This window comes from Pseudoflavonifractor sp. An176, assembly GCF_002160435.1.
Classification (GTDB): domain Bacteria; phylum Bacillota; class Clostridia; order Oscillospirales; family Oscillospiraceae; genus Enterenecus; species Enterenecus faecium.
In genome coordinates this window covers 37,816-51,045 of sequence record NZ_NFKO01000004.1, presented here as the reverse complement: position 1 = coordinate 51,045, position 13,230 = coordinate 37,816, and the positions used below count along the sequence as shown (strand labels likewise).

Here is a 13,230-nt window from a genome sequence, read left to right as displayed (position 1 = left end):
CCTGAGAACCACCGCAGGGCCAGCCTCGTACCCCAGGGAGGTCCTTAGGGGGGAACGCCCTAAGCGGGTTTTTCGTCTATTTTTGCCCGGTCAAAAATAGACCCCAGCGGAGCGTCCCTGCCAGGGACGCAGGATTCTACCAGGGAAATGGTGAAAATCAAGACAAACAAAAACCGGAGAAGCAGAAGATTTCTGCCTCTCCGGTCGGTTTTTTGTTTGGTTTTTAAGGAGTGAGAATGGTGCCGGACACCCGCTGGTGCAGCACATCCAGCAGCAGCACGTGCTCACAGTGTCCGTCCAGGATGGACACCTCGCCCACGCCACTCTCCAGGGCGTGGAGACAGCCCTGGACCTTGGGCACCATGCCCCCGGCGATGAGTCCGGCGTCCATGAGCTCACGGGCCCGCTGGGCGTCCATGTGGGCCACGGCGGTCTTGGTGTTGTGGCTGTCAATGAGAATGCCTCCCACGTCGGTGAGGAACACCAGACGGTGGGCGTGAAGGGCCTCGGCGATGGCCTGGGCGGCGTCGTCGGCGTTGCAGTTGTACCCGGCCCCGTCGCCGCCAGCGATGGGGGAGACCACGGGGAGGAAGCCAGCCCCCAGCAGGGTCTCCAGCAGGCGGGTGTCCACCTGGGTGATCTGACCCACCCGGCCCAGGGCGGGGTTCTTGCACTGGGCGGTGATGAGGTGGCCGTCCTTGCCGGACACACCCACCGCGGACACGTCCAGGTCATTGAGGGCGGAGACAATGGACTTGTTCACCTGGGCGGACAGGGCCATCTCCGCCACCCCCAGGGCGGCCTCGTCGGTGACCCGGTAGCCGTTTTCAAAGTGGGTGGGGACATTGAGCCGCTCCAGCAGGGCGGTGATGTTCTTGCCGCCGCCGTGGACCAGCACCACCCGCAGGCCCGCCATTTGCAGGGTGGCTACATCCTGGAGGATGGAGTCCACCGCCCCGTCAGGGCCCAGGGCGGAGCCGCCGTACTTCACCACCACGGTCTGACCCGCCATTTCTTTCAGGGCGGGGAGGACGGAGGAGATGGAGCGCACCTTCTCCAGGCCGTCCAGGCCGTGAATCACGTCATATTCTTGCAGGAAGGTCTTGGAGTAGTCCACGTCCGAGGGGGTGTCGATGTACTCCAGGCCCCGCTTCTGCCGGGTCTCGGCCCCCTTGCCCGTGATGAGGATCACGGTGGGCTTGTCGCAGCCCAGAATGGCCTGACGGATGGCCTCGCCACGGTTGGGCTGAATCTCATAGGCGCAGCCCTGCTGGGCCACATGGGTGGCGATCTCCTGGCAGATGGACACGGTGTCCTCCTCGCCCGAGTCCTCCTCAGTGAGCACCACCAGGTCGGAGTATTTGCCGGACACCTCGCCCAAGTCCCTCCGGCGGTCCAGGGCCTTTTTGCCGGGACAGCCGAACACGGTGACAATGCGCCGCCCGGGATACTCCTCCAGCACGGATTTGAACAGAGTCTCAAAGCTCATGCGGTTGTGGGCGTAGTCCACAATGGCGGTGATGTGGTCGTTGGCGTTGGTGTACACCTCCATGCGGCCGGGCACCCGGGCCTTCATGAGGCCCACATAGATGCACTGCTGGGGGATGCCCAGGGCGTGGCACACGGCGATGGCGGCCAGGGCGTTCTCGGTGTTGAAGAGGCCCGGCATGGTCAGCTGGAACTCCCGGGACTGGCCCCCGGCGATGGTGACCCGGAAGATGATGTCGTTGCCCCGCTTGCGGATGTGGGAGCCGTACACGTCCGCCTTGGGGTTGGTGCGGGAGAAGGTGACCACCCGGCGGCAGTCCCGACGGGCGGCTTCTTCCACCCGGTCGGCGTGGTCACAGTCCAGGTTGACGCAGGACACCTCCGCCTGGGCGAAGATCTTCAGCTTGGACTGGAAGTAGTCCTCAAAGTCGGGGTGCTCGATGGGGGAGATGTGGTCGGTGCCGATGTTCAAAAAACAGGCGGCGGCAAACCGGGTGCCCAGGGTGCGGTGGTACTTGAGAGCCTGGGAGGACACCTCCATGGTGAGATAGCCCAGCCCGGAGCAGAGTGCGTTGGCGAAGTGCTTTTGCAGCTCCAGAGGCTCGGGGGTGGTGAGGTGAGACTCAAACTCCTCCACGCCGTCGTAGGTGTCAATGGAGGAGATGACCCCGCAGCGCACCTTCCGGCTGGACAGATACTCGTCCAGGATATACTTGAGGTAGTAGGTGGTGGAGGACTTGCCCTTGGTTCCGGTGATGCCGATGACGTTTAGCAGCCGAGAGGGGTCATTGTAGTACAGCACCGCAAAGGGGGCGATGACCTGGCGCATGTCGGTGACATGGATGCAGGGCAGGTCCACCTCCGGGTAGGGGGTCTCACTGACATAGGCGAAAGCGCCCCGGTCGGCGGCCTGCTGCAGGTACTCGGGGCGGAAGTGGGCGCCCTTACAGAGAAACAGGGTGCCGGGGACGACATTTTTGGAGTCGTAGGACACCAGCTCCACGGTGCGGGAGAGGTCCAGCCCTGCGGGCAGAGGGGCGGCCAGGAGGTTTTTGGTGGTGAGGAGGTGACAGTAGTCCTCCAGGCGGTACATGGTCAAATTCATGGTAGACACCTCGATTTCAGATGAAAGACGCAGGAAAACACCCGTAGGGGAGGGGCTTGCCCCTCCCGCCCATGGTCTGGTGCAATCCTGCTTCGGGAGGGGCAAGCCCCTCCCCTACACCAGAGCGGGAGAAAAAAGGTCAAATGGTACGCAGCTGGTAGCCGCAGCGGGTGACGGCAGTCTCCGCCAACACCTCCATGGCGTCCACGTAGAAGGGGGGCAAGTTGTGGTAGGTGCGGAACACGGACAGCTCGGTGCAGGCCAGAATGGCGCAGTCACACCCGGCCTGACGCATGGCCTTGTCGATGGCGGCGAACTTCTCCCGGCTGCCCCGCTCTCCCTGCTTGATCTCGTCGTAGATAATGGACATCACCAGGGCCTGAATGGCGGCATCCGGGGCCACAGCCTCCAGCCCATACTGGGCGCAGGCGGCCTGGTACAGCCCGGACTGGATGGTGCCGTCGGTGGCCAGAATGGCGGGACGGCGTCGGCCCTGGGCGTAGATGGCGGCGGCAGTCTCCCGAATCATGTGGAGAATGGGGGTGTGAAGCTCCCCTTGCAGCTTGTCCACAAAGTAGTGGGAGGTGTTGCAGGGGATGGCGATGGCGGTGCAGCCGCAGTCCTCCAGCAGCTTGGCGTCCCGAAGGAGCCGCTCATACAGGGCTTGGGTGTGCCCGGAAAGGATGGCGGCGGTGCGGTCGGGCATTTTGGTGTCGGACAGGATGAGAGTGGGCAGGTGCTCCTGGTCACAGCTGGCCTCGGTGCGGTCCAGCACATATTGATAGAAGACCTGGGTGGCCTGGGGGCCCATGCCCCCCAAAATGCCCAGCTTTTGTTCAGTCATATTTGGAATCTCCCTTAATTCTGGGGCTTTTTGCAGTACTGGCGGAAGCGGTGGATGTTGCCGATGTGGTTTTTCCACACCCGCAGCACTCGGCCCAGGGTGTAGTCGGGGCGGTACTCCATGGAGTGGTGGTCGGCCCCGGCCCGAATGAGAGCCTTCATCTGGGGGTGATAGTTCTTGGGGATGAACTCATAGGCCAGACACCGGGGGATCATCCGCCACAGGCTCTGGTTTTTCACCACGGTGAGGGGCAGGTCCTTGCCCTCGATGAGATCGCCTACCAGGTAGGTGGCGATGTTGTGCCCCGACCCGGTGACGTAGTAGTTGGAGCGGCCCTGGCGGCAGTTGATCTCAAAGGCCTTGTACTTGCCGTCCCGCTGGTCGTACTTGATGTCGAAGTTGGAGAAGCCCACGTACCCCAGGTCCTCCAGCATGCCCCGAATCTTATCGCACAGCTCCTGCTGGTGCTCGGTGATGATGACGGCATGGTTGCCGATGCCGTGGGGGGAGTGCTCCTCCAGCAGCACGTGGCCCAGGCACATGAGCTTGACCTTACCGTGCTGGTCGGAGTAGTTGGTCAGCACCCGCATGTAGGTGTCGTCCCCGGGAATGAACTCCTGGAGAATCATTTTGCCCGGATACCCGGCGGCGTACACCTCGTCCAGGGCGGCCAGCAGGTCCTCCCAGGTGTCGCACAGGTACACCTTCTTCAGCTCCCGGTGTCCGGTGGCCCAGTAGGCCACGCCGTCGGCGGGCTTGGCGATGTAGGGGGCGCCGAAGGGGGGCTGGAAGTCGTGGCCCATCTCTTTGGAGTAGACAAAGGTGGTGGGGTGGTCGATGCCGTAGCGGTCGCACAGGGCGTAGAACTGCTCTTTGTCGGTGAGCTGGTCCAGCATTTCCCCGGAGATGTAGTTGCACTTGACGTTTTCGGGGAACTTGTCTTTTAGGTGGGCGGCCAGCTTCACATAGCTGTCGCCGCAGCCGATGACCAGCACCGTCTTGGGGTGTACTTCCCGGGCCACGTCGGTGACGTTTTTCAAAAAGGCGTCGGCGTCTTCATTCTCCAGGCAGGGGCGGTAGTCGATGATGGAGGAGAAGGCGCAGGGGAAGGTGGCGGCGAACTTGCCGAAGGCAATGCTCTTCACCCCATAGGCCTCGTGGAAGGCCCGGGCCACGCTGTATACGTTGATGTCCCCGCCGAAGAGCAGGGGCTGGAAGGAACAGGTTTCCATGGGAATAGGACTCCTTACTATATATTTCAAATCAATGCGATGGAGGAAATAAATGAATAGTGAATAATGAAGAATGAATAATTATGGTGTGCCGCCGTGCGGCACGGATGTTATTGGAAGGGCGTAGGGGAGGGGCTTGCCCCTCCCGAATTCCTCAGGGCAACACCAAGAAACCGGCGGGCCGGGCAAGCCCGGCCCCTACCCCTTCTACCGATGTCCACCCAATGCCTTAGGAGGAACAACCAAGCTGGAGGGCCTGCATTCTTCATTTTTCATTCTTCGTTCTTCATTATTTTTATCCGTTGGCTCTCTGTACTAAGAACACGCCCTGAATCTGGGACAGCTTATTGATGACTCCGGTGAGCTCGTTGCGGTCCTTCACCGACAGCTCCAGGAAGATGGTGGCGTAGCCGTCGGGCTGGGAGCGGGCGGAGAGGTTGTTCACCTTCACCTTCTGGGTGGACAGGGCCATGGCCACGTCCAGGGCCAGGCCGTCCCGGTCCTTGGCGGAGATCTCCAGGGAGGTGCGGTAGTTGATCTGATCGCCCTCCACCCAGGACACGGCCACCCAGCGGCCTGCCTCCTCCGGCTTGCGGCGCAGGGGGTCGGCGTTGGGGCAGTCCTTGCGGTGGATGGACACGCCATAGCCCCGGGTGATAAAGCCCACCACCGGGTCTCCAGGGACGGGGGTGCAGCACTTGGAGAACTTGACGGTGCAGTTGTCCAGCCCCTCCACCAGAATGCCGTTGGAGGAGTGGCGGGGCTTTTGGCCTGTGGGGGTGGACACCTTGGCAGCGGCGGGGAAGATGGTATCTCCCTTGGCCAGAGAGGCCTGGAGCACCTTCTGCTCCGCCTTGTGCTGGTCGTCCCGAATGATGCGCTGCAACTCCTCCTTGATGCGGGCCACCGCCTTCTGGGCGGACATGCCGCCGTAGCCGATGGCGGCGTATACCTCATCCAGGGACCCGTAGCGCAGCCGCCGCAGCAGAGCGTCGGTGACCTCGGGGGTGGTGGTGATGGAGGCCATGGTCAGGCCCATGTGTTTCAGCTCGGTCTCAAAGGCGGCCCGTCCGGTGGCGATGTTCTCCTCCCGGCGCTCCTTTTTGAACCACTGGCGGATTTTGTTTCGCGCCTCGTTGGATTTGCAGATCTTCATCCAGTCCCGGCTGGGGCCACGGGCGGCCTTGGAGGTGATGATCTCCACAATGTCCCCGTTTTTCAGGGGGGTGTCATAGGTGACAATGCGCCCATTGACCCGGGCGCCCGTCATGGAGTTGCCCACGGCGGAGTGGATGGAGTAGGCAAAGTCGATGGGGGTGGCCCCGGCGGGCAGGCTCTTCACGTCTCCGTTGGGGGTGAACACGAACACCTCGTCGGCGAACATATCCACCTTCAAGGTGCTGACAAACTCCTCGGCGTCGGTGTCCTGCTGGCTCTCCAGCAGCTTGCGCACCCACTCAAACTCCTTCTCACTGCCCAGCTTGTCGTTGGCCAGCCCCTGCTTGTACTTCCAGTGGGCGGCCACGCCGTACTCGGCGGTCTGGTGCATCTCCCAGGTGCGGATTTGCACCTCGAAGGGGATGCCGTCCCGGCCGATGACAGTGGTGTGCAGGGACTGATAGCCGTTGGGCTTGGGGGTGCCGATGTAGTCTTTGAATCGGCCCAGCACCGGGTTATACATGTCGTGGATGGAGCCCAGCACATTATAGCAGCTGGGGATGTCTGGGACAATGACGCGGAAGGCATATAAATCAAAAATTTCCTTGAAATTTTTGTTCTGTGTGTACATCTTCCGGTACAGGGAGTAGATGTGCTTGACCCGGCCGTACACCTTGCACTGGATGCCGTCGGCGGCCAGCCGCTCCTCCAGCTGCTGCTGGATGTTGGAGAAGAACTGGGCGTTGCGGGTGGTGATGCTCTCCAGCTCCTGCTCCACTTCCTCATAGCCGATGGGGTCCAGGTAGCGCAGGGAGATGTCCTCCAGCTCCCACTTGATGCGCTGCATACCTAAGCGGTGGGCGATGGGGGCGTAGATCTCCATGGTCTCCAGAGCCTTCTCCCGCTGCTTCTTCTCCGACTGGTACTGGAGGGTGCGCATGTTGTGCAGGCGGTCGCACAGCTTGATGAGGATGACCCGCACGTCCTGGGCCATGGCCATGAACATCTTGCGCAGGTTCTCCATCTGCTCCTCTTCCTTGGAGGTGTACTGCATCCGGGTCAGCTTGGTGACCCCCTCCACCAGGTCCGCCACCGTGGAGCCAAAGAGTTTGGCAATGTCGTCGTGGGAGGCGTCGGTGTCCTCAATGCAGTCGTGGAGCAGGGCGGCGATGATGGAGTCCAAATCCAGGTCCAGCTCGTTGACAATCTCCGCCACCGCCAGGGGGTGGGTGATGTAGGGCTCTCCGCTCTTGCGCAGCTGGGTGCCGTGGTGGGCGTTGGCGTAGTCAAAGGCAGTGCGCAGCCGCTTCACATCGGCGTTGGGGTTGCGCTGAAGCACCTGTTGCTCCAGAGCCTGGTAGCGTGTTTCGATGGATTCCATGGTCATACCTCCTCGGGCGTCCGGGCAACGGACACGGGCGTGGGCCGGGCCCACACAAAACTCTCTCTCCATAGTCTGGACCAATCTGGTCCAGGGTCATACCATAACATGGGGAATATACAGAAAATGGGGGCGGATTTATCCCAAATCGTGGCGGAGCTGGCGCATCATGCCCGCCTGCTCCAAGTCCACCTTCTCCCGGGGGCGGCACAGCCGCACCGTGGCCTGCTGGTTTTGCACCGCCACCTGGATGAGCCCCCGCTCATCCATCACGTGCAGGCACACCAGGGCCTTGCCGTAGGAGCGGTGGCCGGAAAAGCTGCGGGTGACTTGGCGCAGCAGCTGGTCCATGGGGGCCTGGGCGGGCCCGGCGGCGCACAGCTGCTCCAAATACCGCCACAGGTGGGCAAAGTCCCGGCGCTGGGGGAGCATCAGAGACGCCTCCCAGGGGGACAGGGTCTCCCCGGCCTGGAGCCGACGGAACAGGGAGCGCTCCAGCTGGGAGCGGGTGGGGGCGGGGCGCAGGTCGCACAGCTGCAATTGCACCGTGCGGTTGCCCCGGAACTGATTGATCTGTAACGTAAAGGCGATATCCAGCCGCTGGCCGTTTTCAATGCCGCAGGCGGCGGTGTTGGCGGAAAAGAAGATGGCGTCCATGACCACTCCGTCCCGGCGCAGCCTCAATTTCAGGTGGCGGCCGCCCCCCACATCCGTGTGGGAGAGTACACACACCGAGCGCAGCAGAAACACCGGCTTGGGGTTGCCCGAGCCGAAGGGCTCCAGCAGGGACAGAGACTCCACGTCCTGGGTGGACAGCAGGGAACAGTGGGGAATCTCACAGTCCACGTCCAGGGAGGACTCCATGGGCTGGTGTCCGGCAAACTCCTCCACCAGCTGACACAGGGCGGCCCGGAAGGCGGGGATGTTGTCCCGACGGATGGAGAAGCCCGCCGCCAGCTCGTGGCCGCCGTAGCTGTCCAGTAGGGGGGCGCAGCGCTCCAGGGCGCCGAACAGGTTGAAGCCGCCGAAGGAGCGGCAAGAGCCCTTGCCCTTGTCCCCGTCCAGGCTGATCATAAAGGCGGGGCAGGCGTATTTCTCCGCCAGCCGGGAGGCCACAATGCCGATGACTCCCTGGTGCCAGCCCTCCCCCGCCAGCACAATCACCGGGGCAGACAGGGCTGGGGTGTGGGTCAGCAGCTGGTCGCAGTGCTGGAAAATCTCCAATTCAATGGCCTGACGCAGGCGGTTGAGCTGGCACAGCTCCTGGGCCAGCTCCTGCCCCCGCTGGGGGTCCTGGGTGAGCAGCAGCTCCAGGGCGGTGCCCGCCTGCTCCATGCGCCCGGCGGCGTTGATGCGGGGGGCCAGGCCATAGCCGATGGTGACGGTGGTGGGCACTTGTCCCCGGGGACAGCCCGCCTCCCGCAGCAGGGCCTGGAGGCCGGGGCGGGAGCAGTCGGCCAGCCGTTCCAGCCCCAGGTGCACCAGGGCCCGGTTTTCTCCTTGCAGGAGCATCACGTCCGCCACCGTGCCGATGGCGGCCAGCTCGCTGTAGTCCAGCAGCACCTGGGGGCGCTGGGCCGGGGCGGTGAGGGCCAGGGCCAGCTTCAACGCGACCCCCACACCCGCCAGATCGGGGAAGGGGTAGGAGCAGTCGGGGCGGCGGGGATCCACCACGGCCACGGCCTGGGGCAGGACCTCCTTGCACTGGTGGTGGTCGGTGATGACCACGTCCACCCCCAGGGCCCGGGCGTACTCCACCTCCTGGGCGGCGGTGATGCCGCAGTCCACCGTGACAATCAAGGTGACCCCCTGGCGGGCCAGGGCGTCAATGGCGTGGTTGTTCAGGCCGTACCCTTCTTCGGTACGGTCTGGGATGTAGCTGACCACCTGGCCACCCAGCGTGCGGAGAAACTGAGTGAGCAGACAGGTGGCGGTGATGCCGTCCACGTCGTAGTCGCCGTAGACGGCGACGGTCTCTTGCTCCCGGATGGCCCGGGAAATGCGCTCCACGGCCTTCTCCATGTCTTGGAGGAGAAAGGGGTCGTGGAGCAGGTCGGGGCCGTGGGCCAAAAAGGCCGAGGCCGCTGGGGCGGTGTCCACCCCCCGGGCACACAAAACGGCGGCGCACAAGGGGGGTAACCCTGCCCGTTCCAGCTCCGCCCTGGACCCGGCTGGGCCGCTGGGGCGGAGATTCCACCGATCATACTTCATAGGGTCCCATTCCTTAAGAAAAATTATCTTTTATTATAGCAAAACATCCGGCTTATTTCAACCGCTCCCGGGGGAAATCCCTGGAAACCGGACGAAATGGAACAAATGTTTGACATCGTGGCGGGGACATGGTACAATGAAAAAAATAACGGAATGTGCGAGAAAGGGGCGGGGCCATATGAGTAAATTGACCCACAAGCAGCAGGAGATTTACGACTACATTTTGTCCTTCGCCCAGGAGAACGGATACCCTCCCTCGGTGCGGGAGATTGCCCAGCATGTGGGGCTCAAGTCCCCCTCCACGGTGCACTTTCATTTGAAGGGCCTGCGGGAGGCGGGGCTCATCAGCCAGGCGGAGGGGAAGACCCGGGCCATCACCATCACCGACGGCTGCCACAACCGCCGGGACCAGGTGCCTCTGGTGGGCTCGGTGGCCGCCGGCAGCCCCATTCTGGCCGAGGAGTGCATTGAGGACTACCTGACCTTTGACACCGGGGGCCGGGTGGGGGAGCACTTTGCCCTGCGGGTGCGGGGGGAGTCCATGATCGAGGCGGGGATTCTCCCCGGCGATCTGGTGGTGGTGCACCAGCAGCCGGAGGTGAACCCCGGGGACATTGTGGTGGCTTTGTTTGAGGACGAGGCCACGGTGAAGACCTTCCGCCGGGAAAATGGCCATGTTTGGCTGTACCCGGAGAACTCCAGCGGAGAGTACCAGCCCATTGACGGGGAGGGGTGCTCCATTCTGGGCCGGGTGGTGGCGGTGGTTCGGCGCTATTAAATGAAGAATGAAAAATGAAGAATGCAGAATGCAGGCCCTGGAGGCTGTTTGTACACCCTAGGACATACGGTGGACATCGGTAGAAGTGGTAGGGGCCGGGCTTGCCCGGCCCGCCGATTCCTTGGCGTTGCCCTGAGAAATTCGGGAGGGGCAAGCCCCTCCCCTACGCCCTTTTAATGAAATCCGTGCCGCCCCAGCGGCACACCATAATTATTCATTATTCACTATTCATTCTTCATTCCATAGTTGTCCACGAACCAGTCCCGAAAGCCCCTTCAAAAGGGGCTTTCTTTTTTTTGCCCCCCGTGGTATGATAACTCCAATCTAACACACTAAAGCGAGAGGACATGTTATGAGAATTGTGGTGAAAATCGGCACTTCCACCCTGGCACACCCCACGGGCCTGTTGAACATCCGCCATGTGGAGCAGCTGGTGAAGGTGCTGTCTGACTTGAAGAATGCAGGACACGAGACCATTTTGGTCTCCTCCGGCGCCATCGGCATGGGGGTGGGCAAGCTCAACCTGCCCGGCAAGCCCCAGGATATGCCCACCAAGCAGGCCGCCGCGGCGGTGGGCCAGTGTGAGCTGATGTACACCTACGACCGGCTCTTTGCCATGTACAACCACACCGTGGCCCAAATCCTCCTCACCGGGGAGGACATCGACCACCCGGACCGGAGAGAGAACTTCCAGAATACCCTGGAGCGGCTGCTGGAGCTGGGGGTGCTCCCCGTCATCAATGAAAACGACACCGTAGCCACCGCCGAGATCAAGGTGGGCGACAACGACACCTTGGGGGCGGTGGTGGCCTGCTGCATCCATGCGGACGTGCTGGTACTGCTCAGTGATATCCAAGGGCTGTACACCGCCGACCCCCATAAAGACCCCAATGCCCAACTCATCGACCGAGTGGACCATATTTCCCCGGAAATACTGGCCCTGGCCGGAGGAGCGGGCACCACCCTGGGCACCGGCGGCATGGCCACCAAGCTGCGGGCGGCCCAGATGGTCATGGAGCAGGGCTGCGACATGGTTATCTCCCACGGCGAGCACCCGGAGCTGCTGTATGATCTGGTGGAGGGAAAGCCGGTGGGCACCCGATTCTGCGCCCAAAAGGAGGAACACGTATGACCACCCAGGAACTGCTGCGCCGCGCCAAGGCGGCCAAAAAACAGGTGGCAGCGGCCACCACGGAGGAGAAAAACCAGGCTCTGCTGTGTATGGCAGACCAGCTGGAGGCTCATGAGGCGGACATTCTGGCCGCCAACGCCCAGGACATGGAGCGGGCCAAGGGCACCATCGCCCCGGTGATGCTGGACCGCCTCCTCCTCACCCCCCAGCGCATTCAGGACATGGCCACAGGCATGCGGGAAGTGGCCCAGCTGCCCGACCCGGTGGGTCAGGTGCTGCGCCGGGAAGAGCGGCCCAACGGCCTGGTCATTGAAAAGACCGCCAGCCCCATGGGTGTCATCGCCATCATCTATGAGAGCCGCCCCAACGTCACCTCGGACGCCGCCGCCCTGGCCCTCAAGGCCGGGTCCGCCTGCGTGCTGCGCTGCGGCAAGGAGGCCCACCAGTCCGCCGCCGCCATTGTGGCGGCCCTGCAAGCGGGACTGGAGCAGGCGGGGCTGCCGGGAGACAGCGTGGTGCTGGTGGAAGACACCACCCGGGCCTCGTCCACGGAGCTGATGCAGGCCAACGGCCTGGTGGACCTGCTCATTCCCCGGGGCGGAGCGGGGCTCATCCGGGCCTGTGTGGAGCAGGCCACCGTCCCCGTCATCCAGACGGGCACCGGCATCTGCCATGTGTATGTGGACCAAGCGGCGGATTTGAATATGGCCCTGGATATTTTGGAGAATGCCAAGTGCTCCCGCCCCTCCGTGTGCAATGCCTGCGAGGTGTGCCTGGTGCATCGAGAAGTGGCCGAGCAGTTCCTGCCCATGGTCTATGCCAGACTGGTAAAAGGGCGGCAGGCCAACCCGGTGCAGCTGCGGCTGGACCCTCGGGCCGCCGCCATCATCCCCGGCACCCCGGCGGGAGACCAGGACTTTGACACGGAGTTTCTGGACTACATCCTGGCCGTGGGGGTGGTGGACAGCGTAAGTGAGGCCATCGACCACATCAACGCCCACTCCACCGGCCACAGTGAGGCCATCATCACCGCCGACGAGGCCGCCGCCCGTGCCTTTACCACCCAGGTGGACAGCTCCTCGGTGTACTGGAACGCCTCCACCCGATTCACCGACGGAGGCCAGTTCGGCCTGGGCTGTGAGATGGGCATCTCCACCCAGCGCCTCCACGCCCGTGGCCCCATGGGCCTGGGCGAGCTGTGCACCTATAAGTACATCGTCCGGGGAGACGGACAGACTAGGTGAATGAAGAATGATAAATGAAAAATGAAGAATGAAGAATGCAGGCCCTCAAGTCTCCGCCCCAAATTGAAATCCGTGCCGCAGGCACACCATACTTCTTCACGATTCATTCTTCGTTATTCACTTGAACATGACAAAAAGGATGCTCGCTAAAACGAGCATCCTTTTTGTCTGTTCTCAGTTCCCCAGCTGGTCCACCACGCCGGGCAGCTTGGAGGGATCGCCCACGGCCAGCAGCACCGTGTTGCCCTGGCGGCGAATCACACCGCCCTCCAGGCGGGGCACAGCGGCGGGGGTGTAATTCTTGGCGGTTTTCAGCTGGTTGTCCAGCCGCTTCTCACAGGCGGTCTCGGCGGTCTTGGCGGCCTCTTCGTCGGTGAGGACCAGGATGGTCAGCTCGTCGGCGCTCACCGAGGTGTTGGAGGCCAGGTAGCTCACGCCGTCCTGAATGGTGTCCCGGTCAATGTCGTAGAGCATGGCCACGGTGTCCAGGTCGATCTGGCCCATCTCACCGTCAAACACCCCGGCGTCCAGCAGCACCTGGGCGTCGTCCACGGTGTAACCGGAGGAGGTTTTGGGGGCGCTGTTGGAGCAACCCACCAGGCTGACCGCCAGCAGGGCGGCGAACAATACGGCCAATTTCTTTCTCATAATGGATGC

9 protein-coding genes are annotated in these 13,230 nt (G+C 62.8%); 3 read left to right on the top strand and 6 right to left on the bottom strand.

Features of this window, described 5'->3' with window-relative positions; translation table 11 throughout:
• Positions 1–223: 223 nt before the first annotated feature.
• The 5 genes from argB to recJ form a co-directional block, all read right to left on the bottom strand.
• Positions 224–2,593 carry an acetylglutamate kinase gene (argB, locus tag B5F12_RS03665; protein ID WP_087230468.1) on the bottom strand — a complete coding sequence of 790 codons (2,370 nt, stop codon included), beginning with the start codon at positions 2,591–2,593 and terminating at the stop codon, positions 224–226.
• Positions 2,594–2,732: 139 nt separating this feature from the next.
• Positions 2,733–3,437 (bottom strand): amino acid racemase, encoded by a 705-nt coding sequence (locus B5F12_RS03660; RefSeq protein WP_087230465.1) that lies wholly within the window; start codon positions 3,435–3,437, stop codon positions 2,733–2,735.
• 14 nt (positions 3,438–3,451) lie between these two features.
• Positions 3,452–4,669, bottom strand: a complete 1,218-nt coding sequence (locus B5F12_RS03655; RefSeq protein WP_087230462.1) for an ATP-grasp domain-containing protein — start codon at positions 4,667–4,669, stop codon at positions 3,452–3,454.
• 295 nt (positions 4,670–4,964) lie between these two features.
• Positions 4,965–7,208 (bottom strand): bifunctional (p)ppGpp synthetase/guanosine-3',5'-bis(diphosphate) 3'-pyrophosphohydrolase, encoded by a 2,244-nt coding sequence (locus B5F12_RS03650; protein WP_087230459.1) that lies wholly within the window; start codon positions 7,206–7,208, stop codon positions 4,965–4,967.
• Between the two features lie 138 nt (positions 7,209–7,346).
• The gene (gene recJ / locus B5F12_RS03645) at positions 7,347–9,419 is read right to left on the bottom strand and encodes a single-stranded-DNA-specific exonuclease RecJ (protein ID WP_087230456.1); all 2,073 of its coding nucleotides are present in this window, start codon (positions 9,417–9,419) and stop codon (positions 7,347–7,349) included.
• Positions 9,420–9,597: 178 nt separating this feature from the next.
• Between recJ and lexA the strand changes: the two genes are divergently transcribed.
• From lexA to B5F12_RS03630, 3 genes are all read left to right on the top strand, one after another.
• Positions 9,598–10,197, top strand: coding sequence for a transcriptional repressor LexA (lexA, locus tag B5F12_RS03640; RefSeq protein ID WP_087230453.1), 600 nt, complete (start codon positions 9,598–9,600; stop codon positions 10,195–10,197).
• Positions 10,198–10,549: 352 nt separating this feature from the next.
• Positions 10,550–11,329 (top strand): glutamate 5-kinase, encoded by a 780-nt coding sequence (proB, locus tag B5F12_RS03635; RefSeq protein ID WP_087230449.1) that lies wholly within the window; start codon positions 10,550–10,552, stop codon positions 11,327–11,329.
• The gene (locus B5F12_RS03630; RefSeq protein WP_087230446.1) at positions 11,326–12,573 is read left to right on the top strand and encodes a glutamate-5-semialdehyde dehydrogenase; all 1,248 of its coding nucleotides are present in this window, start codon (positions 11,326–11,328) and stop codon (positions 12,571–12,573) included. Before proB ends, B5F12_RS03630 begins: the two co-directional genes overlap by 4 nt.
• A 174-nt stretch (positions 12,574–12,747) precedes the next feature.
• On the opposite strand, the gene B5F12_RS03625 is transcribed toward B5F12_RS03630, so the two are convergent.
• The gene (locus tag B5F12_RS03625) at positions 12,748–13,221 is read right to left on the bottom strand and encodes a DUF4358 domain-containing protein (protein WP_087230443.1); all 474 of its coding nucleotides are present in this window, start codon (positions 13,219–13,221) and stop codon (positions 12,748–12,750) included.
• Positions 13,222–13,230 lie beyond the last annotated feature (9 nt).

Coding starts and splice junctions, on each gene's coding strand:
- argB (WP_087230468.1), bottom strand. CDS start 2,593: ATGAATTTGACCATGTACCGCCTGGAGGACTACTGTCACCTCCTCACC.
- B5F12_RS03650 (WP_087230459.1), bottom strand. CDS start 7,208: ATGGAATCCATCGAAACACGCTACCAGGCTCTGGAGCAACAGGTGCTT.
- B5F12_RS03630 (WP_087230446.1), top strand. CDS start 11,326: ATGACCACCCAGGAACTGCTGCGCCGCGCCAAGGCGGCCAAAAAACAG.
- B5F12_RS03655 (WP_087230462.1), bottom strand. CDS start 4,669: ATGGAAACCTGTTCCTTCCAGCCCCTGCTCTTCGGCGGGGACATCAAC.
- proB (WP_087230449.1), top strand. CDS start 10,550: ATGAGAATTGTGGTGAAAATCGGCACTTCCACCCTGGCACACCCCACG.
- B5F12_RS03625 (WP_087230443.1), bottom strand. CDS start 13,221: ATGAGAAAGAAATTGGCCGTATTGTTCGCCGCCCTGCTGGCGGTCAGC.
- B5F12_RS03660 (WP_087230465.1), bottom strand. CDS start 3,437: ATGACTGAACAAAAGCTGGGCATTTTGGGGGGCATGGGCCCCCAGGCC.
- recJ (WP_087230456.1), bottom strand. CDS start 9,419: ATGAAGTATGATCGGTGGAATCTCCGCCCCAGCGGCCCAGCCGGGTCC.
- lexA (WP_087230453.1), top strand. CDS start 9,598: ATGAGTAAATTGACCCACAAGCAGCAGGAGATTTACGACTACATTTTG.